Below are 21,952 nucleotides of genomic sequence, written 5' to 3'. Positions count from 1 at the left end.
CCCCCTCCGCCGCCGCAGGCGCCGAGGATCAACAGGGTGGCAAGGGAAAGGGCGTGAGGGATTCTGGAGGTGGGATGAGGCATCGTTGGACTCTTGAAAAAGGGAAAGGGCCTGGGCAGCGAACCGAGGGCGCTGCAAACAATAGCTTTCGCTTTTCGAAATCAAATGATGCAAATGCACCATTCTGGAAACAGCGCCGACGTGCCCCGGGTGCTTCCCCGGAACATGGGATGGGCACATGGCGCAGGGGCGGGAAGACTCGGCGCATGACCTTCACGGCCGGTGTCCCGCACGATTTCAGCGAACTCCTGCTGCGGCTGTACCGCCTCTCGCACGAGCTGCCCATCGACGCCTTCCAGGACGCCGCGCTCGACCTGATCAAGCCCGTGCTGCCCTTCGATTCGTCGATGTGGGGTACCGCCACCCGCACCGACCACGGCATCGACATCCACACGATCCACCTGCACAACCAGCCGGTCGAGATGGTCACGGCCTACGAGCAGGTCAAGCACATCGACACGGCCGCCCTCGAGGTCGGCAAGCGGCCGCGGTCGACGCTCGCCTTCAATGCCGACGCATGGTTCTGCGCCGACGACCAGGCCGAGCTGCGCGACTACGGCCGGCGCTTCGAGCAGGCCAACTTCTTCATCAGCTCGGATGCGAACCCGCAGACGAACTTCGTCCACTGGCTCAGCCTGTTCCGCGCCGACCCCGAAGCCCACGGCACGGAGGAAGAGCGGCAGCTGCTCGCCAGCCTCTCGCCGCACGTGATGCAGGCGCTGGCGATGAACCGCGTGATGCACCTGGACCGCCTCGAAGCGGGCGGCGCGTCGCCCGGCGGTTCGGCCATCGGCGACCTGCGCGGCGTGCTGTACCACGCCGACCGGCTGTTCGAGGCGACGCTGAAGGCCGAGTGGCCGTCCTGGCACGGCCGGGCGCTGCCCGATGCGCTGCTGCAGCACTTCCTGCAGGGCCATGCGCGCTTCAACGGCCGCGAGATCGTGGTCACGCACCGCGTGGAGCAGCACCTTCTGTTCCTGCGGTGCCGCCCGCGCTGCCGCGCCGACAGCCTCACGCCGCGCGAGCACACCATTGCAGAGTTGCTCGCACGCGGCGACACCCACAAGGAAGTGGCCGCCATCCTGAACCGCTCGCCGGCCACGGTGCGCAACCACATCCAGTCGATCTACGACAAGCTGCAGGTGAGCAACGTGGCCGGTCTGATCCACGAACTGCGACTGGCAGGCTGATCGCCATGCTCAAGAAAGAAAAGGCGCCGTGTGGCGCCTTTTCTGCTTTCAGCTACGTGCGGCTCACTTCGGCCGGATCGCGTCCGCCGTGCCCTGGATGAAGGCCTTGATGCTCTCGATGTCGTCGCCCGAGAGCTTGCCCGTGAAGTCGGGCATGCCGCGCGACATGGCCGGGCCCTTGAGCACGAACTTGTCGAGATTCTCGATGTAGGCCGGGTCGAGGTAGCCCAGGTTCGGGATGTTGCCGCCGCGGTCCACGCCCGGCACGCCGTGGCAGAACACGCAGTTGCTCACGTACAGCATGGTGCCGGCCTGGACCTTGGCGGGGTCGTACTTCACGCCCTGCACCAGCTTGGCCATGCGGTACTCGACGAAGGCCGGCATCTTGGCCGTGCCGCCCACCGCGAAGGTGTAGACCGTGCCCGGGCCCTGCCGTTCGGTGGCGCGCTGCGCCAGGCCGTACACGCCGCCCCAGCCCACCGCGATCGACACGTACTGCTTGCCGTCCACCATGTAGGTCGCGGGTGCCGCGACCACGCCGGTGCCGGTGGGCGTCTCCCACAGCTTCTCGCCGGTCTTGGCGTGGTAGGCCACGAGGCGGCCGTCGGCCGTGCCCTGGAACACGAGGTTGCCGGCGGTGGTCAGCGTGCCGCCGTTCCATGGCGAGGCGTAGTCCACGCCCCAGGCTTCCTTCTGCCTGACCGGGTCCCAGGCCACGAGGCGGCCGAAAGGCTTGCTCGTGGGCGGCTCGACGTTGGCAAACTTGCCGAGGTTCCAGCCGAGCGCCGCATGCGGGCGGCCGGGGGCGTTCTCGTCGAACTTCCAGGCCTTGTCGTCCATCAGGTTGATCGGCACGTGCTGTGCGGGCAGGTAGGCCAGGCCGGTCTGCGGGTTGTAGGACATCGGGTGCCAGTTGTGCGCACCGAACGGCCCCGGGATGCTGTCGCCCGGCTTCTCGTTCTGGCGCGCAGCGGCCACCTCGATGGGCCGGCCGTTCTTGTCGTAGCCCGTGGCCCAGTTGACCTCGACGAAGTTCTTCGCCGAGATGAACTTGCCATTGGTGCGGTCGATGACGAAGAAGAAGCCGTTCTTCGGCGCGTGCAGCAGCACCTTGCGCGCCTTGCCGTCGAGCTTCACGTCGGCCAGGATCATCGACTGGGTCGAGGTGTAGTCCCAGTTGTCGCCGGGCGTCTCCTGGTAGTGCCACTTGTACTTGCCGGTGTCGGGGTCGAGCGCGACCACCGAGCCCAGGTAGAGGTTGTCGCCGCCCTTGGGGCTGCGCGCCTTGTGCGCCCAGGGCGAGCCGTTGCCGGTGCCCACGTACATCAGGTTGAGTTCGGGGTCGAAGGCGAAGCTGTCCCACGCGGTGCCGCCGCCGCCGGCTTCCCAGTACTTGCCGCTCGGGTCCCAGGTCTTGGCGGCCTTGGCCATCGACTCGTCCTCGAAGGGCTTGCTCGGGTCGCCGGGCACCACGAACCAGCGCCATTTCTGGTCGCCGGTCTTCGCGTCGTAGGCGGTGACGTAGCCGCGCACGCCGTACTCGGCGCCGCCGTTGCCGATGATGACCTTGCCCTTGAACACGCGCGGCGCACCGGTGATGGTGTAGCTGCCCTTCTGGCCGTCGATGGTGTTCTTTTCCCAGACCTTCTGGCCGGTGGCGGCATCGAGCGCGATCAGCCGGCCGTCGTAAGCGGCCACGTAGACGCGGCCGTCGTACAGCGCCACGCCGCGGTTGACCACGTCGCAGCAGCCCCTGAAGCCTTTCGTGCGGTCGACCTGCGGATCGAAGGTCCAGATCTTCTGCCCGGTGCGCGTGTCGATCGCATGCACGATGCTCCACGAGGCCGTGACGTACATGATGCCGTCGACCACCAGCGGCGTGGCTTCCACGCCGCGCGTCGACTCCAGGTTGTACGACCAGACCAGCCCGAGCTGCTTCACGTTGCCGGTGTTGACCTGGTCGAGCCGGCTGAAGCGCGTCTCGGCGTTGTCCAGCCCGTAACTGGGCCAGTCGGGCGTCTTCTTCGCGGCGTTGGCGCGCACGAAGTTGCTGTCGACGCGCTTCACGGCGGCGCCGGCGCGGTCCTGCGGACTGGCGGCCGTCTGGGCCAGTGCCGGTGCCGAGAGGCCCAGGCACAGCAAGGCGCCCGCAAGCAGGCGCCGCCCGGAAAGAGGCTTTGTTGTCGTCTTCATCGTGGTCTGTCTCCTTCGTCGTTCTGCCCCGAGGATCGTTCGCACGGCAGCCGCCTTCACCCCCGGGATTTCCCCAATCAAGCCTTGTTCCATTGCGGAACACATTCGAGAAGGTCCCGGAAACCCAGAGAGGCGGCAACCCCATGGCGCTCGACAGGCTCGGCACGGCGGATGCGCCGCGCCAACTCTTTGCCAGCACGCCGGCGCAGCGCGTGGCGCTGGCGCGGCAGCAGTTCTTCGAAGAAGGCGTGCGCCCCTCGGGGCTGGTCGGCGAGGCGGTCATCCAGTCGTGGATGCGCTGCAGCCGCACCCATGCCGACCGGCAGCGCGTGGTGTCGTTCGATGCGGTCACGCCCAGCCGGCTGCACACCACGCTCGCGCGCAACCGCGAACTGCTGGACGTGGCGCGACACGAACTCGCGCAGATGGAGCACATGCTCGCGGGCACCGACTGCCGCGTGATCCTGACCGACCGCGACGGCGTGGTGGTGCACGTCACGAGCCAGGCTGCCGGCGCGCACCAGCCCGTGCTGCGCCAGACCGCGCGCCTGGGCGTGAACATCTCCGAGCGCGTCGTGGGCACCACGGCGCCGGGCATCGTGGCCAGCACCGGGCAGGCCTGCACCGTGGACGGCGCCGAGCACTACTACGACGTGCTGTGCCACATGCAATGCGCCGCGGCGCCGATCCGCGACGTGAGCGGCCAGCTCGCGGGCGTGCTCGACCTCACGGTGGAGGCGCGGCGCTTCGGCTTCGACGCAGCCTCGATGGTGGCGCTGCACGCCACCATCATCGAGAACCGGCTGCTGCAGGCACAGTCGCGCGACCACCTCATCCTGCGCTTCCAGGCCAGCCCCACGCTGCTGGGCACGCCGCTCGAGGCGCTCGCCGGCATCGCGCCCGACGGCACCATCGCCTGGCTCAACAACGCCGGCGCGCGGCTGCTGGGGCGCTTGCCCGAAGCACCCGACGACCGTGATGTCGAATGCCTGCTGGGCCACGACCTCGCGAGCCTGCTGCGGCTGGGCCGTCGCGAGGCCGCGCAGCCGCTGCGGCTGGCCAGCGGGCTCGGCGTGTGGATGCAGGCGCAGCTCAAGGGCACGGACGGCGCGGACTTCCGGCACGCCGTGGCGATGCCCGACATGACGAACACGCGGGTCGATGCACCCGTGGCGCTTGAAGTGCAGCCGCAACCGCCCGAGACATCACCCGCTGTCAGCGACACCGGCCCCACACCGCCCACGGAAACGCTGCGCGAGCACAGCCGCAAGCTGATCGAGGACACGCTCGCCGCGCACGGCGGCAACGTGTCGCAGGCGGCGCGGCAACTGCGCGTGTCGCGCGGCACGCTGTACCGGCGGCTGCGCGGCTGGCAGGACGACGACCTCGGCGCGACACCCCCGTCGGACTGACGGCGACGGTTCAGGCGCCGGCGCGCGCCAGTGCGCGGGCGCGGCGCGCCTTCGCATCCGGCTGAAGCGGTCGCAGGTAATCGTGCAGCGCGAGCGCCGCCGCGCCCACCGCCGGCGCCAGCGCTTCATAGCGCGCGGTGCGCAGTTCCGGCGCGGGCATGCCGGCGCGCTCCGCGTGGCCCTTCACACCCTCGAACGCGGCCTGCGCGAACGCCGGATGCTCGGCACACACCTTGCCCCCCAACACGATCGCACGTGGGTTGAAGGTGACCCACAGGTTCTGCAGCAGTACGCCGAAGAACGCAGCGGCGCGCGCCATGTCCGCGCCTTCGCGCGCCAGCACGCGCGAGCCGAAGAAGGCCTCGGCGCAACCACGCCGGCCGCACGAGCACAACGGCCCGTCGAGCTGGAGGATGGTGTGGCCGATCTCGCCGGCCATGCCCTGCGCGCCGGTGAAGAGGCGGTCGTTCAGCACCACGCCCGCGCCCACGCCCACGTCGCAGTTGACGAAGATGAGTGGGTCTTCGCCTTCGCCCGCCGCGAACTCGTACTCGCCGAGCGCGGCGGCATCGGCATCGTTCTGCAGCTGCACGGTGACGCCCGGCAGGCCAGCCTGGGCCAAGGCCTTTTCAAGCAGCGGCAGCAGGCTCACGTTGCGCCAGCCGAGGTTGGGTGCGAAGCGAACGACGCCCGTGCAGTCGTCCACCGCACCGGGCACGCACACACCCAGGCCCGACAGGCGCAGGCCGCGCGAATCCAGGAAGGCATGGGCCGCCGTCGCCATGCGCGCGACCTGCGCGCACACGCGTGCGGGTTCGCCGTCGTCGAGCGGCCGGGTGTCGGCATGCAGCACATCGCCCTGCAGCGACACGCAGACAAGGCGCACGGTGTCGACGGCGATCTCCACGCCCATCAGCGCGCGCACATCGACGTTGATGCGCAGCGGCGTCGAGGGCCGCCCCAGCCCGTCGGCCACGGCCGCGCCCGACTCGCTCAGCCAGCTCTCGTCGAGCAGCTCGCGCACCAGCAGGCTCACGGTCGACTTGGTGAGCCCGCTTTCACTGGCGAGCCGCGCGCGCGACAGGTCCGGCTGCGCGCGCAGCAGCCGCAGCAGCACGCTGCGGTTCATGCGCTTGAGCAGCTGCTGATCGCCGATGGTGGTCACAGGCACACCCCCAGGCTTCGCGCACTTCGTGTCGCTTCGCCAACCCCCTTGCAGGGGGCAACACCAGCGGCCCGGCAAAGCCGGTTCCGCGGTGTTTCCCGAATGGATCGCGCGCCCACCATCACCTGTGAGCCTGTTCTTTTCCCTCGGGCCGCTTGCCGGCAATGATCATTCCGAGCACCTCGTCCTCGGTGACATCGGCCGTGCGGTAGGTGCCCACGAGCTTGCCGTTCTTCATCACTGCGAGCCGGTCGCTCAGCGAGAACACGTCGGGCATGTCGTGCGTGATGAGGAAGATGCCGACGCCGTCGTCCTTCAGCTGTTTCACGAGCCGCCCGACCATCGCGGTTTCTTCAGGGCCGAGCGCGGCGCAGGGCTCGTCCATGATGAGGATGCGCGCGTTGAAGTACAGCGCGCGCGAGATCGCCACCACCTGCCGCTGACCGCCCGACAGGCGCCGCACCGGGATGCGGATGTTGGTGAAGTTCTTGTTCAGGCGCTGGAACACCTTGCGCGCCTGCACTTCCATGAAGTGGTCGTCCAGCGTGTTCCACGCCGTCATCTTCTCGCGGCCCAGGAAGAGGTTCGCCACCGAGTCGAGGTTGTCGGCCAGCGCGAGCGTCTGGTAGATGGTCTCGATGCCCTGCGCCTGCGCTTCGGCGGGCGTTCGGATGTGCACCTTCTCGCCCGCGATGAGCGTGTCGCCCGAGTCGATCGGGTAAGCGCCCGCGAGCATCTTCATCAACGTGGACTTGCCCGCGCCGTTGTGACCCAGCAGCGCGACCACTTCGCCGGGGTAGAGGTTGATGCTCACGCCGTCCACGGCCTTCACGCCGCCGAAGGCCTTGCGGATCTCGCGCAGCTCGACGAGGGGTTTCGTCTTGTCGATGTCGGCCATGTCAGTTCTCCCCGAACTTGCGGCGGTACAGCACGTCGAACACCACCGCGACGATCAGCACCTGGCCGATGATCACCATGCGCTTGCCGATCGGCACGTCCAGCAGCAGCATGCCGCTGTCGAGCGACTGCATGATCAGCGCGCCCAGCACCGAGCCGAAGATCGAGCCGCTGCCGCCCGCCAGCGCCGTGCCGCCGATGACTGCGGCTGCAATCACGTACAGCTCCATGCCCGTTCCCAGCGAGTTCGTGCCCGCGTTGAGCCGCGCGATCGACACGATGGCCGCCACCGTCACCAGCACCGCCAGCAGCGCGAACAGCATCAGCGTGACGCGCTTGACCGGAATGCCCACCAGCGCCGCCGCGTCGGGGTTGCCGCCCATCGCGAACACATAGCGCCCGAAGCGCGTGCGGTGCACGATGAACGACAGCACGATCGCCACCGCCGCCCAGATCAGCACCGGGATCGGGATGCCTTGCGGCTCGCTCTTGGACGAGATCTGGTAGCTGTTCATCACCCATGCAAAGCCGACCACCACCGCCACCGGCACCGCCGTGAGCAGCACGTCGAGCCACAGCGCCTCGGTCGGCATGTCGTAGCGCTGGCGCGCGCGGCGCTTTTGCACCATGCGCCCGAACAGCGCCAGCGCCACCAGCCCCGCGAGCACCCAGCTCGCCGTGGCGCCGATGCCGCCGTCATAGCCGCCGCCCAGGCGCTGGAAGAACTCGTCGTTCACCGGCTGCGTCTTGCCGTCGGCCACCAGGAAGGCCGCACCGCGGAACGACATCAGCCCACCCAGCGTGACCACGAACGACGGCACGCCCAGCACCGCCGTGAGCCAACCCTGGTAGATCGACACCAGCAGCGCCACCGCGAGCCCCGCAAGGCAGGCCGTGGGCCACGACCAGCCCGAGGTGTACTGCAGGTAGGCGATGAGCACGCCGACGAAACCCATCACCGAACCCACCGACAGGTCGATATGGCGCGCCACGATGATCAGCACCATCACGGTGGAGACGATGCCGACCACCGCCGTCTGCTGCGCGACGTTGTAGAGGTTCTCGGGCGAGAGGAACACGCCGCCCGACATCACGCTGAACGCCACCGCCATCACGGCCAGCAGCACGCACATCAGGATCAGGCGCAGGTCGATGCCGGTGCGGCGCCACCAGCCGGGTGTTGGATCGCTCATTTTTCAAACCCCTTCAGGACTGCGGGTGCGCAACCGCCCAGCGGCAGGTCCTTGCGGGCCTGTCGGAAGCTGTGTTGCGGGATTGGAGAGGCGCACCCGACGGCGAGAGGTCGGTGCGCCGTGGTTGCTGCGTTACTTGCAGGCCGCGGGCGCGTTCGCGCCCGAGACGCCCTTGCAGAGCTCGTCCTTCTTGATCCAGCCGGCCTTGACGATCACGTCGAGGTTGTCGCGCGTGATCGGCACCGGCGTCAGCAGGCGCGAGGACAGCGAGAGCTTCTTCGCGCCGCCGGCCCACGGCGCGGCCTTGTCGACCGGCTTGCCTGCCGCGAGCGCGACGGCAGCCGTGGCGGCTTCGCGCCCGAGCTCGCGCGAGTCCTTCCAGATCGTGGCGGTCTGCGTGCCGAGTGCGATGCGGTTGAGCGCGGCGAAGTCCGCATCCTGGCCCGACACCGGAATGCCGCGCAGGCCCTTGGCCGTGAGCGCCGCCACCGCACCGCCCGCCGTGCCGTCGTTGGCCGCCACCACCGCATCGACCTTGCCGCCGACCTTGGTGAGGATCTGCTCCATGTTCTTCTGCGCCACCTCGGGCTTCCAGCCCTCGGTGTACTCGTCGCCGACGATCTTGATGTCGCCCTTCTTCACGGCAGCATCGAGCACCTCCTGCTGGCCCGCACGCAGGAAGTCGGCGTTCGGGTCGCTCGGCGAGCCCTTGATGATCACGTAGTTGCCCTTGGGCTTGACCTTGAAGACCTCGCGCGCCTCCATGCGACCGACCTCGACGTTGTCGAAGGTGATGTAGAACACGCCCGGCGCTTCGATCAGACGGTCGTACGCCACCACCGGCACCTTCTGCCGCGTGGCCTTCGTGACGGCGGGCAGGATCGCGTCCTTGTCCATCGCCAGCACGATCAACGCCTTCGCGCCCTTGGACATCAGACCCTCGATGTCGCCCAGCTGCTTCTCGGGCGAGCCACCCGCGTCGGCGCTGATGTACTTCGCGCCCAGCTTCTCCAGCTGCGCCTTGATCGCGGCCTCGTCGGTCTTCCAGCGCTCCTCCTGGAAATTGGACCAGCTCACGCCGACCACGGTCTGCGCCATCGCGCCCACGGCCGAGAGGCCGAAGGCCATGGCGGCGAGGGTGTGTTTCGTCATCAGTTGCATGGGTGTCTCTCCTCTGGGTGGTTTGCCGGGCTTGGGGCTCGCGCGCCGGGTAGTTAGTTTGAGTGGCGAACTAACTATCCCATCCCCTCTGGGTGATGGGCACCCGGGAATTCCCGCAGGCGGATGGCGACGGCCAAGCGGCTCTCCATTCAAGCCGATACAAATGGAAAACTCTGGGGACAGTTTCCGGACAAGCCCCCTGTTATCCACAGCGGCAGCGACCGGGCCCGAGTTGTTCCTTTTTTGATAGCACCACGAAAGCACAGGAGCACACAGTGGTTCGGGTGTGACAAGTTGTTGTCAGGCAAGGGAAAAAGCGCACTGTCCACAGCAGGGGTTTACCCTTATCTACTACTACTAACTTAAATAAGAAGAATAAATAGAGAAGAGAGCGATGAGCCTGCGTCCGAAAAGGAGGCGCAGCGAGGGGCGGAGGGTTAGCCCGGTACGTCGATTCCGTCTCGCTTGATACGATTTTTCTCAAAGCGACCATCCTCAGGGCGCTGGAGACAAGATGGACCCGAGCAACCCCACTGGCGCCGGCGAGGCGCTGTATCGCGTCATGGTGCGCATCCGTGCCTTCGAGAACGCTGCCGAGACGGCCAGCCAGGGCGGCGTCAGCGCCTACGGCCAGCAGGCGGGCGGCGCCGCCAAGGTGCGCGGGCCGCTGCACCTGTCGACCGGGCAGGAGGCCGTGCCGGCCGGCGTGTGCGCCCATCTGCGCGCGAGCGACTACCTCACCTCCACGCACCGCGGCCACGGCCACACGCTGGCCAAGGGCGCGGACCTCACGCGGATGATGTGCGAGCTGTTCGGCAAGGCCACGGGCTTCAACGGCGGCAAGGGCGGCTCGATGCACATCGCGGACTTCTCGGTCGGCATGCTCGGTGCCAACGGCGTGGTCGCGGCCGGCTTGCCGATCGCAGTGGGGGCGGCGCATGCGCAGAAGCTCTTGAAGCAAGGCGACGGCATCACGGTCTGCTTTTTCGGCGACGGCGCGATCAATCGCGGCCCCTTTCTCGAAGCGCTGAACTGGGCGCGCGTGTACGACCTGCCCGTGCTCTTCGTCTGCGAGGACAACCGCTGGAGCGCGACCACCGCGAGCGGCCCGATGACGGCGGGCGACGGCGCCTCGGCGCGCGCCGCGTCGATGGACATCGCGGCCACGCAGGTCGATGGCAACGACGTGTTCGCGGTGCACGAGGCCGCCGCCGGCCTGGTGGCCGAGGTGCGCAGCGGCGCGGGGCCGCGCCTGCTGCACGCGCTGACGTACCGCGTGAAGGGCCACGTGTCGGTCGACCTCGCGGCCTACCGCGACCCGGCCGAACTGGCGGCCGCGCTGGAGACCGACCCGATCGCGCGCGCCCGCGGCCACCTGCTGGACATCGGCGTGGCCGCCGCGACGCTCGACGCCATCGAGAACGCCGCGCGCGACGAGGTGGACACCGCCCTCGCCGTGGCCGATGCGGCGCCCTGGCCCGAGGCCAGCGCCGCCTTCACCGACGTGCAGACCACGGGAGCAGGCCAATGGCTGTGACGACGCTGAGTTATTCCGAAGCCGCCGTGCGCGCGCTGCAGCAGGAGATGGACGCCGACCCGCGCGTGGTCGTGCTCGGCGAAGACGTGGGCCGCGGCGGCATCTTCGGCCAGTACAAGGGGCTGCAGCAGCAGTACGGCGCCGGGCGCGTGATCGACACGCCGATCAGCGAGGCCGCGATCATGGGCGCCGGCGTGGGCATGGCGCTCGCGGGGCTGCGTCCGGTGGTCGAGATGCGCGTGGTCGACTTCGCGCTGTGCGGCATGGACGAGCTGGTGAACCAGGCGGCGAAGAACCGCTTCATGTTCGGCGGCCAGGGCCGCGTGCCGCTGGTGGCGCGCATGCCGGGCGGCATCTGGGACGCCTCGGCGGCGCAGCATTCGCAATCGCTCGAAGCCTGGTTCGCGCACCTGCCGGGCGTGGTGGTGGTGAGCCCGTCGACGCCGCAGGACAACCACGGCCTGCTGCGCGCCGCGCTGCAGTGCGGCGACCCGGTGGTCTACATCGAGCACAAGACGCTGTGGGGCGTGCGCGGCGAAGTCGACGACGCACTGGCCGTGCCGCTGGGCAAGGCGGCGCGCGTGCGCGAGGGCAACGCGCTCACCCTCGTGAGCTGGAGCAGGCAGATGCAGTCCTGCGCCGCCGCCTGCGAGACGCTGGCAGCCGAAGGCATCGCAGTCGACCTGATCGACCTGCGCACGCTGTGGCCCTGGGACCGCGAGACGGTGCTGTCGTCGTGCGCGCGCACGGGGCGGCTGCTGGTGGTGCACGAAGCGGTGCAGGCCGCGGGCTTCGGCGCCGAGATCGCCGCGAGCGCGGCCGAGGCCACGGGCTGCCGCGTCGCGCGGCTGGGCGCCCCGCGCATTCCGGTCGGCTACGCGCCGGTGCTGGAGGCGCAATCGCGCGTGAGCGTCGACGCGATCGTGGCGGCGGCGAAGAAGCTGGCAGGCTGACGCGCAAGGACGCCAACGGCCATGGACCCGCTCTTCTTCAAGCTGGTGCGGGTGGTCAACCTGACGGCGCGGCCGTTTCATGAGCGCGTGGGTCGGGAGCACCAGCTCACGCTGAACGAGTGGCGGGCGATGGCGGTGCTCGCCACGCAGCCGGGGCTCACCGCGACGCAGGTGGCTGATCTGACCGGCCTCGACAAGATGGCCGTGAGCCGCGCGCTCGCGGGCCTGAAACGCCACCAGCGCGTGCAGCGCCGCGGCGACCCGACCGACCAACGCTGCAGCCGGCTGTACCTCACGGCTGCCGGCAAGGCGCTGCATGCGACGGTCGGTGCGCTCGGCCGGCAGCGCGAGGCCGAGCTGTTCGCGGGCGTCGATGCCGACGAACTCGCCCGCCTGAGCGCCACGCTCGACACGCTGATCCGCGCCGTCGAACGCGCGCCCGACCACGGCGCCGCCGATCAGACCGTGTAGCCGCCGTCCACGCTCAGGTTGGCGCCGGTGACGAAGCCGCCGTCCGGGCCCACGAGGTAGGCGACCATGCCGGCGATTTCCTCGGCGCGGCCGTGGCGCGGCAGCACCATCACGTCGTGCATCGACGCCGCGCGCGGGCCGGTGGCGGGGTTCATGGCGGTGTCGACGGGGCCGGGCTGCACGTTGTTCACCGTGATGCCGCGCGGGCCGAGGTCGCGCGCAAGGCCGCGCGTGAGGCCGACGATGGCGGCCTTGCTCATCGCGTAGACGCTGGCGCCCGCGTCCAGCACGCGCTCGGCGTTGATGCTGCCGATGTTGACGATGCGACCCGTGCCATCGCCCATGTGGCGCGCGGCGGCCTGGACGGCCACGAAGGTGGCGCGCACGTTGACGTCGATGGTGCGGTCGAAGTCCGCGAGCGAGAAGCTGTCGAGCTCGCCACCGAGGTACACGCCCGCGTTGTTCACCAGGATGTCGAGCCGCTCGAAGGCGCGCGCGGCCTGGGCAATGGCGGCCGTCAGTGCGGCGGCGTCGCCGGCATCGGCGCGGATGGCCAGCGCGCGGCCGCCGGCGGACTGGATCTCGCCGGCGAGCTTATCGGCCTCGGCCTGTGCGCTGACGTAGGTGAAGGCCACGACCGCGCCGTCGCGCGCCAGCCGGCGCACGATGGCGGCGCCGATGCCGCGCGAGCCGCCGGTGACGAAGGCGACCTTGCCGGCCAGCACGGGGGAAGAAGAAACAGAGGTGGAAGCCATGATTTTTCCGATCAGTTGGAGGAGGAAGGCCTTCAGTGTCGGAATTCCATTCCCTTTGCGGTAGTCATCAATCAGCCCCATCAGATTCAACCCAAGGTTGAAGATGCGCGCCAGAATCGCGGCATGGAACCGCTCAATCACCTCGAATCCTTCGTGCAGAGCGCCGAAGGCGGCAGCTTCTCGGCCGCCGCGCGCCGCCTGGGGCTGACGCCCGCGGCGGTCAGCAAGAACGTGGCGCGGCTCGAGGCGCGACTGGGCGTTCGGCTGTTCCAGCGCAGCACGCGCCGGCTCACGCTGACCGAGGCCGGTGAGCGCTTCCTGGCGCAGGTCGGCGGCGCCCTGGCCACGCTGCAGGAGGCGGTGGCCGGCCTCGCGCAGGACGACGGCCAACCCTCGGGCACGCTCAAAGTGAGCATGGGCCAGGCCTTCGGGCGCGAGCATGTGCTGCCGTTCATGGGCGACTTCCTGGCGCGCTATCCGGGCATCGTGCCCGACTGGCATTTCGACAACCAGCAGGTGGACCTGATCGGCGAAGGCTTCGACGCAGCCATCGGCGGCGGCATTGCGCTGTCGCCCGGCGTGGTGGCGCGCGAGCTGGCGCGCATCCATGTGGTCGCGGTGGCGGCGCCAGCCTATCTGGCGGGGCGCGCGCTGCCTGTGCATCCGGCCGAACTGGCGGGGTTCGACGTGCTGCTGCGCCGCTCCTCGCCCACGGGCCGGCTGCGCCCGTGGACGCTGCGGCACGCGAGCGGCGACGAAACGATGGTCGACCTGCCGCAGCGCCCGCGCGCGATCTTCAACGACCCCGAGGCGATCGCGCAGGCGGCGCTGCTGGGGCTCGGCGTGGCCATGCTGCCGATGCCCTTCGTGGAACGCGGCCTGCGCAGCGGCGCGCTGGTGCGGCTGCTGCCCGAGTGGCACCAGGATTCGGGCGCCGTGTGGATCTACTACCCGAGCAAGAAGCTGCTGCCGCCGAAGACGCGGGTGTTCGTCGACTTCGTGCTGGCGCGCTTTCGCGAGGCGCGCTTCGCACAGCGGATGCAGGTGGACTGAGCCACATCGCCCCCTCAACGGCCCCGAACGGCCCGGGGTTTTTACTCGCGACGCCCGTCACGCCCGCCTGTACAAACGCGCATGACTTCCATCTCCCACTCCATCGCCCCCCGGTCCCGCACCCGTCGCCTCGCGCTGGCCGCCACCGCGGCGGCCACCCTCGCCTTGCTGGGCGGCACCGCACACGCGCAGGCCACCTGGCCGACCAAGCCGGTGCGCATCGTCGTGCCTTTCGCCGCCGGCGGCACCACCGACATCCTGGCGCGCGCCGTGGCGCCCGAGCTCTCGAAAGCCTTCGGCCAGCAGTTCATCGTGGACAACCGCGCGGGCGCCGGCGGCAACGTGGGCGCTGAGATCGTCGCGCGCTCGCCCAACGACGGCTACACGCTGCTGATGGGCACGGTGGGCACGCACGGCATCAACCGCGCGCTGTACCCGAAGCTGCCCTTCGACCCGATCAAGGACTTCGCGCCGGTCACGCTGGTGGCCGCCGTGCCGAACGTGATGGAAATGAACGCCGAGAAGGCCAAGGCGCTGAACATCCGCAACGTGCAGGACTTCATCAAGTACGCCAAGGCCAACCCCGGCAAGCTGAACATGGCCTCCAGCGGCAGCGGCACCTCGATCCACCTGGCGGGTGAGCTGTTCAAGAGCATGACGGGCACCTTCATGACGCACATCCCGTACAAGGGATCGGGCCCGGCGCTGCTGGACCTCGTGGGCGGCAACGCCGAGGTGATGTTCGACAACCTGCCTTCGTCGATGGCGCAGATCAAGGGCGGCAAGCTCACGCCGCTGGCCGTGACCAGCGCGCAGCGCTCGCCCGCGCTGCCCGACGTTCCGACGGTGGAGGAAGCCGGCGGCCCCTCGCTCAAGGGCTATGAGGCGAGTTCATGGTTCGGGCTGCTGGCACCGGCCGGCACGTCGCCCGAGATCGTGAACCGCATCCAGCAGGAAGTGGCGAAGTCGCTGGGCACGCCGGCCATCAAGGAAAAAATGCTGGCCCAGGGTGCGATCCCGAGCGGCAATTCGCCGGCGGACTTCACGAAGCTCATTGCGAGCGAGCATGTGAAGTGGGCGAAGGTGGTCAAAGAATCCGGCGCGAAAGTGGACTAACCCCAAAGGATTGGCTCTCCCCCAGGCTTCGCGCACTTCGTGTCGCTACGCCAACCCCCTTCCGGGGGCAACACCTGAGGCCCGGCGGAGCCGGTTCCTCGGTGTTTCTCGAAAAGAGAAGAGGCGACTGGGAAGGAGTGGGGGCTCAGGTGCCCCAGGTTACGTCCTTGCTCTCGGCTTGCGAGTCCTTGAGCATGTGAAGCAGCGGCGTGGCGCGCTGGTGGAGGCCGACATGCTGGTTCTCCGCCTCGGCGTCGTGGCCCTCGACGGCGTGATCGTCGTGATTGTGCGGGGCGGGTTTGCTGTCCTCGCGTGCGAGCGCAGCTTCGAGGGCGGCGATGGCGCCGGGGATCTGCTCGACCGTGATGATGCCCTGCGGCGCAGCCGGCTTGCCAACGATGTCGAGCAACTGGCGCGCGTGCGTTTCGAGCATCACGAAATCAGGAGCAGCCCGGGATTTGAAGCGGTAGAGCATGGTGTCGGTGTCCTCACTTATTTGTAGATGTAGTCACGGGCAAAAGGGTACACCGATTGCGCGCCGCGCAAGACCCCTGCGCGCCCTACATCGCCGTCAGGTTTTGTCGACAGCATCTGGTGCAGCGAGATCCACCCCTGCTCGAAACTCATCGCCGAACCCGCGAGGTACAGCCGGTAGGCGCGAAGAATGCGCTCGGCGTTTTCGCCCTGGCGGCCGCTGCCCTGGCTCAGCACCTCGCGTGCGGTGTCGAGCTGCGCCTCGAGCGCATCGGACCACGCCCACAGCGTGCGCGCGTAGTGCGGGCGCAGGCTCTCGGTGTCGACCATCTCCAGCCCGGCCGCCGCGGTCTCGCGCAGCACGTGCGTCACGTGCAGCAGCTCGCCGCCCGGGAAGATGTACTTCTCGATGAAGTCGCCCATGCCCGCGCCAAGCTGGCGGTAGTTCAGCTCGCCCGAGGTGATGCCGTGGTTGAGCACCAGCCCGCCCGGCTTGAGCAGCGCGTGGATCTTGCGGAAGTAGGTGGGCATGTTGGCCGCCCCCACGTGCTCGAACATGCCCACCGACGAGATCTTGTCGAAGGGCTGGTCTTCGGGCACATCGCGGTAGTCGCGCAGCTCCACGCGCACGCGGCCCTGCAAACCTTTTTCCTCGATGAGCCGCTGCACGTGCGCGTGCTGGTTCTTCGACAGCGTGATGCCGGTGGCGTCCACGCCGTAGTGCTCGGCCGCCCACAGCAGCAGCGCGCCCCAGCCGGAACCGACGTCGAGGTAGCGCTCGCCGGGCTTCAGCATGAGCTTGCGGCAGATGTGGTCGAGCTTGGCTTCCTGCGCCTGCGCCAGCGTGAGGTCGGGCGTGCGGAAGTAGGCGCATGAATAGACGCGGCGCGGGTCGAGCCACAGCGCGTAGAAATCGTCGGAGACGTCGTAGTGGAACTCGATCTGCGCGGCGTCCTTGCGCAGCGAGTGCGAACCGCGCGACTTGGCACGGTGCTGCAGGCGGCTCCACCAGCTGGTGTCGGTCTCGGCCGGGTTGCCGGGCAACAGGCCGACGGTGGCATCGATCAGGTCGCGCATGGCGCCCTCGATCTGCACCTTGCCCTCGACGTAGGCCTCGCCGATGGCCCCGACCTGCCGGCCGGCCAGCTTGGCCAGCACCGACCACTCCTTGAAGGCCAGCGTCACGCGGGAACCCGCCTGGGCGACCCGGCGCCCGTCGGGCAACTCCAGTGCGATGGGCACGGGCAGCGAGGCCAGCTGCGACTCGATCTTGGGTATCAAGTGTTGCATGGGGCCATGGTATTGATTTTTCCAAGGATTTGCATGACATCGCGCGCCGCAGGGTCCGCAGGCCCTGCAGAGAACCCTCGTTGACAACAAATCGTTTATGCCTAAACTATTCAACCATGAACAGCTTGACCTCCCCCCGCCTCGCGCCCGCCTCGGACCTCCAGCGCATCCTGTGCATCGGTGGGGGTCCGGCCGGCCTGTATTTCGCCCTGCTGATGAAGGCCCGCAACCCCGCGCTGCAGATCACCGTGGTCGAACGCAACCGCCCCTTCGACACCTTCGGCTGGGGCGTGGTGCTCAGCGACCAGACGCTGGGCAACCTGCGCGCGGCCGACGCCCCCACCGCCGCGCTCATCGGCAACGAGTTCCACCACTGGGACGACATCCAGGTCTTCTTCAAGGACCGCCAGGTGCGCTCGGGCGGCCACGGCTTCTGCGGCATCGGCCGCAAGCGCCTGCTGAACATCCTGCAGGAGCGCTGCCTCGAACTCGGCGTGGAGCTGGTGTTCGAAACCGACGCCACCGACGACCAGGCGATTGCCGCGCAGTACAAGGCCGACCTCGTCATTGCCAGCGACGGCCTCAACAGCCGCATCCGCCAGCGCTACGCCGACGTGTTCAAGCCCGACGTCGACCTGCGCAACTGCCGCTTCGTGTGGCTGGGCACGCACCAGACCTTCGACGCCTTCACCTTCGCCTTCGAACAGACCGAGCACGGCTGGTTCCAGGCGCACGCCTACCAGTTCGACGACAAGACTTCGACCTTCATCGTCGAGACGCCCGAAGCCGTGTGGAAGGCCCACGGCCTCGACCAGATGGAGCAGCCGGAAGCCATCGCCTTCTGCGAGAAGCTGTTCGCCAAGTACCTCGGCGGCCACTCGCTCATCAGCAACGCCACGCACCTGCGGGGCTCGGCCAACTGGATCCGCTTTCCGCGCGTGGTGTGCGAGCGCTGGACGCACCGCATCGATGTCGAAGGCCGCTCGGTGCCCGTCGTGCTCATGGGCGACGCTGCGCACACGGCGCACTTCTCGATCGGTTCGGGCACCAAGCTCGCACTCGAAGATGCGATCGACCTGGCCAACGAGTTCGCGCAAGGCGGCACCGTCGACCACGTGCTCGAAGGCTATGAAGCACGCCGCAGCGTCGAGGTGCTGAAGATCCAGAACGCCGCGCGCAACTCCACCGAATGGTTCGAGAACGTGCCGCGCTACACGGGCATGAAGATCGAGCAGTTCGCCTACTCGCTGCTCACGCGCTCGCAGCGCATCAGCCACGAGAACCTGCGCGTGCGCGACACGCAATGGCTCGGCGGCTACGAGCAATGGCTCGCGGGCGGCAAGGCGATGGCGCCGATGCTGATGCCGCTGAAGGTGCGCAGCCTCGAACTCAAGAACCGCATCGTGGTCTCGCCGATGGCCACCTACAGTGCGGTCGATGGCGTGCCGCAGGACTTCCTGCTGGTGCACCTGGGTGCGCGCGCACTCGGCGGCGCCGCGATGGTGTGCGTCGAAATGACGAGCCCGACGCCCGAAGGTCGCATCACGCCGGCCTGCACGGGCCTGTACAACGACACGCAGCAGGCTGCGTTCAAGCGCATCGTCGACTTCGTGCACACGCAGTCGAGCGCGAAGATCGCGATCCAGATCGGCCACAGCGGCCCCAAGGGCTCGACGCGCGTGGGCTGGGAAGGCACCGACGAGCCGCTGGAAAGCGGCAACTGGCCGCTGCTCGCTGCGAGCGCCCTGCCCTACGGCGAACAGAACCAGCTGCCGGCCGCGATCACGCGCGCCGAGATGGACACGCTGCGCGACCAGTTCGTCGACTCGACGCGCCGCGCCATCGAATGCGGCTTCGACTGGCTCGAACTGCACTGCGCGCACGGCTACCTGCTGTCGGCCTTCATCAGCCCGCTCACCAACCAGCGCACCGACGAGTACGGCGGCGACATCGAGGCGCGCTGCCGCTATCCGCTCGAAGTGTTCCGCGCCATGCGCGCCGTGTGGCCGACCGACAAGCCGATGAGCGTGCGCATCTCGGCGCACGACTGGGCACCCGGCGGCAACACCGACGCCGACGCGATCGTGATCGCGCGCCTGTTCAAGGACGCCGGCGCAGACTTCATCGACGTGTCGTCGGGCCAGACCACGCGCGACGCCAAGCCCGTCTACGGCCGCATGTACCAGACGCCGTTCGCCGACCGCATCCGCAACGAAGTCGGCATCTCGACCATCGCGGTGGGTGCCATCACCGACGCCGACCAGGCCAACAGCATCATCGCGGCCGGCCGCGCCGACCTGTGCGCCGTGGCACGCCCGCACCTGGCCGATCCGGCCTGGACGCTGCACGAAGCCGCCAAGCTGCAAAGCCGCGACGTCGACTGGCCCAAGCAATACCTGAGCGGCCGCGACCAGATGTATCGCGAGATCGCGAAGCAGCAGCAGATCGCCGCGGCCACCGCCGCCGCAGGCCGTGCGCCCGACACCGAAGAGACACACTGACATGGACCTCGAAGCACGCGCCCACAGCGAGCACCCGGAGGAGCTGCGCCTCTGGCTGCGCATGCTCACCTGCACGCAGCTGGTGGAAAAGCAGGTGCGCAACGGATTGCGTGCGCAGTTCGCCACCACGCTGCCGCGCTTCGATCTCATGTCGCAGCTCGAACGCTCGCCCGACGGGCTGAAGATGAACGAGCTCTCGCGCCGCATGATGGTCACGGGCGGCAACGTCACCGGCATCACCGACCAACTCGTGACCGAAGGGCTGGTGGAGCGCATCAACGTCGAAGGCGACCGTCGCGCCTGGCGCGTGCGCCTCACGCCGCGCGGGCGCAAGCTCTTCCACGAGATGGCGCAGCAGCACGAAGACTGGATCGTCGAGGCTTTCTCGAGCCTCAACCCCAAGGAGATCGCGCAGCTTCACAAGCTGCTCGGCAAGGTCAAGCAACATTCACACAGCAGCCAATTGGCGGAGACCGCATGAAGCACTACATCGGCGCAAGCAATCCCATGCGCGCGCAATTCGAACCCAAGGCCGACTACCAGGCCGAGCACTTTGCCTGGCGCTACGAAGCCGGCGTCGGCACCATCACGCTGAACCGCCCCGAGCGCAAGAACCCGCTCACCTTCGACTCGTACGCCGAGCTGCGCGACCTGTTCCGCGCGCTGACCTACGCGACCGACGTGAAGGTCATCGTCGTCACCGGCGCGGGCGGCAACTTCTGCTCGGGCGGCGACGTGCACGAGATCATCGGCCCGCTGACCGGCATGCGCATGCCGGAGCTGCTCGAGTTCACGCGCATGACGGGCGACCTCGTCAAAGCCATTCGCAACTGCCCGCAGCCCATCGTCGGCGCAATCGACGGCGTGTGCGCCGGTGCCGGCGCGATGATCGCGCTGGCCTGCGACCTGCGCTACGGCACGCCCGCCACGCGCACCGCGTTCCTGTTCACCCGCGTGGGCCTGGCCGGCGCCGACATGGGCGCCTGCGCGCTGCTGCCCCGCGTCATCGGCCAGGGCCGCGCTTCGGAGCTGCTGTTCACCGGCCGCGCCATGACCGCCGAAGAAGGCCAGGCCTGGGGCTTCTTCAACGGCCTGCACGACAGCGCCTCGCTGCTCGACGCCGCCACCAAGGTCGCGCGCGACCTGGCCGAAGGCCCGAGCTTCGCGCACGGCATGACCAAGACGATGCTGTCGCAGGAATGGTCGATGACCATCGACCAGGCCATCGAGGCCGAAGCGCAGGCACAAGCCATCTGCATGCAGACCGAGGACTTCAAGCGCGCCTACGAGGCCTTCGCGGCCAAACGCAAGCCGGTGTTCGGCGGAGATTGACGCGCATGATGACCAAGATCCCCGCCCCACCTTCGACCGCGCACCTCGCGCTGCCGTTCTTCGACGACGCGCACCGCGCGCTCGCCAACGACCTGCTGGCCTGGTGCGCCGCCCAGGAGATCGACGAGCGCGACGACCGCGCCGCCTGCCGCGAATGGGTGCGCCGCCTCGGTGACGGCGGCTGGCTGCGCTATGCCGTGCCCGGCAGTGCCGGCGGCGCGCTGGAGCGCCTCGATTCGCGCGCACTCGTGCTGCTGCGCGAAACGCTCGGCTACCACTCGCCACTGGCCGACTTCGCGTTTGCGATGCAGGGCCTGGGCAGCGGCGCGATCACGCTCGACGGCACGCCCGAGCAGCAGTCGCAGTACCTCACGGCCGTCGGCAAGGGCGCGAAGATCGCGGCCTTCGCGCTCAGCGAACCCGAGGCCGGCTCCGACGTCGCAGCCATGGCGATGCGCGCCGAGCCCACCGCCGACGGCTGGCGTCTGAACGGCGAGAAGACCTGGATCAGCAACGGCGGCATCGCCGACTTCTACTGCGTGTTCGCGAAGACCGATCCCACGGCCGGCACGCGCGGCATCACTGTGTTCATCGTCGACGCGACGACGCCGGGGCTCGACACCTCTGCGCACATCGACGTGATGGCGCCGCACCCGCTGGCCACCTTGCGCTTCGACAACTGCATCGTGCCGCGCACAGCGCAGCTGGGCACGCTGAACGGTGGCTTCAAGCTCGCCATGCGCACGCTCGACATCTTCCGCGCATCGGTCGCCGCGGCCGCGCTCGGCATGGGCCGTCGCGCGCTCGCCGAAGCCATCGCGCACGCCAAGGGCCGCCGCATGTTCGGCCAGACGCTCGCCGACTTCCAGCTCACGCAGGCCAAGCTCGGCGAGATGGCCGCGCTGATCGACAGCGCCGCGCTGCTGACCTATCGCGCCGCCTGGATGCGCGACGACGCCGAGCGCCGTGGTGCCCCGGCGGTCGGCGACGTGTCGGCTGCCGCCGCCATGGCCAAGATGTGCGCCACCGAAAACGCGAGCCGCGTGATCGACATGGCGCTGCAGATGCACGGCGGCCTCGGCGTGAAGGTCGGCACCAAGATCGAAAGCCTGTACCGGGACATCCGCTCGCTGCGCATCTACGAAGGCGCGACGGAAGTCCAGCAACTGATCATCGGCAAATCCGTTCTGCGGGGGTGA

At 68.7% G+C, this 21,952-nt stretch carries 19 protein-coding genes; 11 read left to right on the top strand and 8 right to left on the bottom strand.

Going from position 1 to position 21,952, the window contains the following annotated elements; all coding sequences use genetic code 11:
• Positions 1 to 266: 266 nt before the first annotated feature.
• The gene (locus tag D3H34_RS17085; protein ID WP_119555054.1) at positions 267 to 1,250 is read left to right on the top strand and encodes a helix-turn-helix transcriptional regulator; all 984 of its coding nucleotides are present in this window, start codon (positions 267 to 269) and stop codon (positions 1,248 to 1,250) included.
• Between the two features lie 63 nt (positions 1,251 to 1,313).
• On the opposite strand, the gene D3H34_RS17080 is transcribed toward D3H34_RS17085, so the two are convergent.
• Positions 1,314 to 3,443 (bottom strand): PQQ-dependent dehydrogenase, methanol/ethanol family, encoded by a 2,130-nt coding sequence (locus tag D3H34_RS17080; RefSeq protein ID WP_119555052.1) that lies wholly within the window; start codon positions 3,441 to 3,443, stop codon positions 1,314 to 1,316.
• Between the two features lie 143 nt (positions 3,444 to 3,586).
• Here D3H34_RS17080 and D3H34_RS17075 point away from each other — a divergent pair, with 143 nt between their 5' ends.
• Entirely contained in the window at positions 3,587 to 4,855 is a 1,269-nt protein-coding gene (locus tag D3H34_RS17075; protein WP_119555050.1) for a helix-turn-helix domain-containing protein, read from the top strand.
• Positions 4,856 to 4,865: 10 nt separating this feature from the next.
• Here D3H34_RS17075 and D3H34_RS17070 read toward each other — a convergent pair whose 3' ends face one another.
• From D3H34_RS17070 to xylF, 4 genes are all read right to left on the bottom strand, one after another.
• Entirely contained in the window at positions 4,866 to 6,020 is a 1,155-nt protein-coding gene (locus D3H34_RS17070) for an ROK family transcriptional regulator (RefSeq protein ID WP_119555048.1), read from the bottom strand.
• A 121-nt stretch (positions 6,021 to 6,141) separates the two neighbouring features.
• The gene (locus tag D3H34_RS17060; RefSeq protein WP_119555046.1) at positions 6,142 to 6,918 is read right to left on the bottom strand and encodes an ATP-binding cassette domain-containing protein; all 777 of its coding nucleotides are present in this window, start codon (positions 6,916 to 6,918) and stop codon (positions 6,142 to 6,144) included.
• A gap of 1 nt (position 6,919) precedes the next feature.
• Positions 6,920 to 8,110: a sugar ABC transporter permease gene (locus D3H34_RS17055; protein ID WP_119555044.1), complete on the bottom strand. Its 1,191-nt coding sequence runs from the start codon at positions 8,108 to 8,110 to the stop codon at positions 6,920 to 6,922.
• Between the two features lie 132 nt (positions 8,111 to 8,242).
• On the bottom strand, positions 8,243 to 9,265 hold the full coding sequence (xylF, locus tag D3H34_RS17050; protein WP_434057697.1) for a D-xylose ABC transporter substrate-binding protein: 1,023 nt from the start codon (positions 9,263 to 9,265) through the stop codon (positions 8,243 to 8,245).
• Between the two features lie 520 nt (positions 9,266 to 9,785).
• Between xylF and D3H34_RS17045 the strand changes: the two genes are divergently transcribed.
• From D3H34_RS17045 to D3H34_RS17035, 3 genes are read left to right on the top strand one after another with little or no spacing between them, the layout of a single operon-like run.
• A complete protein-coding gene (locus D3H34_RS17045; RefSeq protein WP_119555040.1) occupies positions 9,786 to 10,808 on the top strand; it encodes a thiamine pyrophosphate-dependent dehydrogenase E1 component subunit alpha in 1,023 nt (340 codons plus the stop codon).
• Positions 10,799 to 11,761 (top strand): alpha-ketoacid dehydrogenase subunit beta, encoded by a 963-nt coding sequence (locus D3H34_RS17040; protein ID WP_119555038.1) that lies wholly within the window; start codon positions 10,799 to 10,801, stop codon positions 11,759 to 11,761. Before D3H34_RS17045 ends, D3H34_RS17040 begins: the two co-directional genes overlap by 10 nt.
• A 21-nt stretch (positions 11,762 to 11,782) precedes the next feature.
• Positions 11,783 to 12,232, top strand: coding sequence for a MarR family winged helix-turn-helix transcriptional regulator (locus D3H34_RS17035; RefSeq protein ID WP_119555036.1), 450 nt, complete (start codon positions 11,783 to 11,785; stop codon positions 12,230 to 12,232).
• Here the strand turns inward: D3H34_RS17035 and D3H34_RS17030 are convergent.
• Positions 12,220 to 12,987 (bottom strand): SDR family oxidoreductase, encoded by a 768-nt coding sequence (locus D3H34_RS17030; RefSeq protein WP_119555069.1) that lies wholly within the window; start codon positions 12,985 to 12,987, stop codon positions 12,220 to 12,222. The genes D3H34_RS17035 and D3H34_RS17030 overlap by 13 nt on opposite strands.
• A gap of 123 nt (positions 12,988 to 13,110) precedes the next feature.
• Here D3H34_RS17030 and D3H34_RS17025 point away from each other — a divergent pair, with 123 nt between their 5' ends.
• Together D3H34_RS17025 and D3H34_RS17020 are read left to right on the top strand one after the other, a co-directional pair.
• Positions 13,111 to 14,040 (top strand): LysR family transcriptional regulator, encoded by a 930-nt coding sequence (locus D3H34_RS17025; protein ID WP_119555034.1) that lies wholly within the window; start codon positions 13,111 to 13,113, stop codon positions 14,038 to 14,040.
• Positions 14,041 to 14,121: 81 nt separating this feature from the next.
• Positions 14,122 to 15,156 (top strand): Bug family tripartite tricarboxylate transporter substrate binding protein, encoded by a 1,035-nt coding sequence (locus D3H34_RS17020; RefSeq protein ID WP_119555032.1) that lies wholly within the window; start codon positions 14,122 to 14,124, stop codon positions 15,154 to 15,156.
• A 145-nt stretch (positions 15,157 to 15,301) separates the two neighbouring features.
• Here the strand turns inward: D3H34_RS17020 and D3H34_RS17010 are convergent, their stop codons facing one another.
• Positions 15,302 to 15,631 carry a DUF1840 domain-containing protein gene (locus tag D3H34_RS17010; RefSeq protein WP_119555030.1) on the bottom strand — a complete coding sequence of 110 codons (330 nt, stop codon included), beginning with the start codon at positions 15,629 to 15,631 and terminating at the stop codon, positions 15,302 to 15,304.
• A 17-nt stretch (positions 15,632 to 15,648) separates the two neighbouring features.
• Positions 15,649 to 16,920, bottom strand: coding sequence for an SAM-dependent methyltransferase (locus tag D3H34_RS17005; protein WP_119555028.1), 1,272 nt, complete (start codon positions 16,918 to 16,920; stop codon positions 15,649 to 15,651).
• A 116-nt stretch (positions 16,921 to 17,036) separates the two neighbouring features.
• Between D3H34_RS17005 and D3H34_RS17000 the strand changes: the two genes are divergently transcribed.
• The 4 genes from D3H34_RS17000 to D3H34_RS16985 are packed head-to-tail and all read left to right on the top strand — an operon-like array spanning position 17,037 to position 21,952.
• Positions 17,037 to 19,421 carry a bifunctional salicylyl-CoA 5-hydroxylase/oxidoreductase gene (locus tag D3H34_RS17000; protein WP_119555026.1) on the top strand — a complete coding sequence of 795 codons (2,385 nt, stop codon included), beginning with the start codon at positions 17,037 to 17,039 and terminating at the stop codon, positions 19,419 to 19,421.
• Position 19,422: 1 nt separating this feature from the next.
• On the top strand, positions 19,423 to 19,902 hold the full coding sequence (locus tag D3H34_RS16995) for a MarR family winged helix-turn-helix transcriptional regulator (protein WP_119555024.1): 480 nt from the start codon (positions 19,423 to 19,425) through the stop codon (positions 19,900 to 19,902).
• Positions 19,899 to 20,753, top strand: coding sequence for an enoyl-CoA hydratase family protein (locus tag D3H34_RS16990; RefSeq protein WP_119555022.1), 855 nt, complete (start codon positions 19,899 to 19,901; stop codon positions 20,751 to 20,753). Before D3H34_RS16995 ends, D3H34_RS16990 begins: the two co-directional genes overlap by 4 nt.
• A 5-nt stretch (positions 20,754 to 20,758) precedes the next feature.
• Complete coding sequence (locus tag D3H34_RS16985; RefSeq protein ID WP_119555020.1) at positions 20,759 to 21,952, top strand: acyl-CoA dehydrogenase family protein; 1,194 nt, start codon at positions 20,759 to 20,761, stop codon at positions 21,950 to 21,952.

It is taken from the genome of Acidovorax cavernicola (assembly GCF_003581445.1).
The sequence above is the reverse complement of the archived record's forward strand: the minus strand, read 5'-3'. Positions and strand labels throughout refer to the sequence as shown.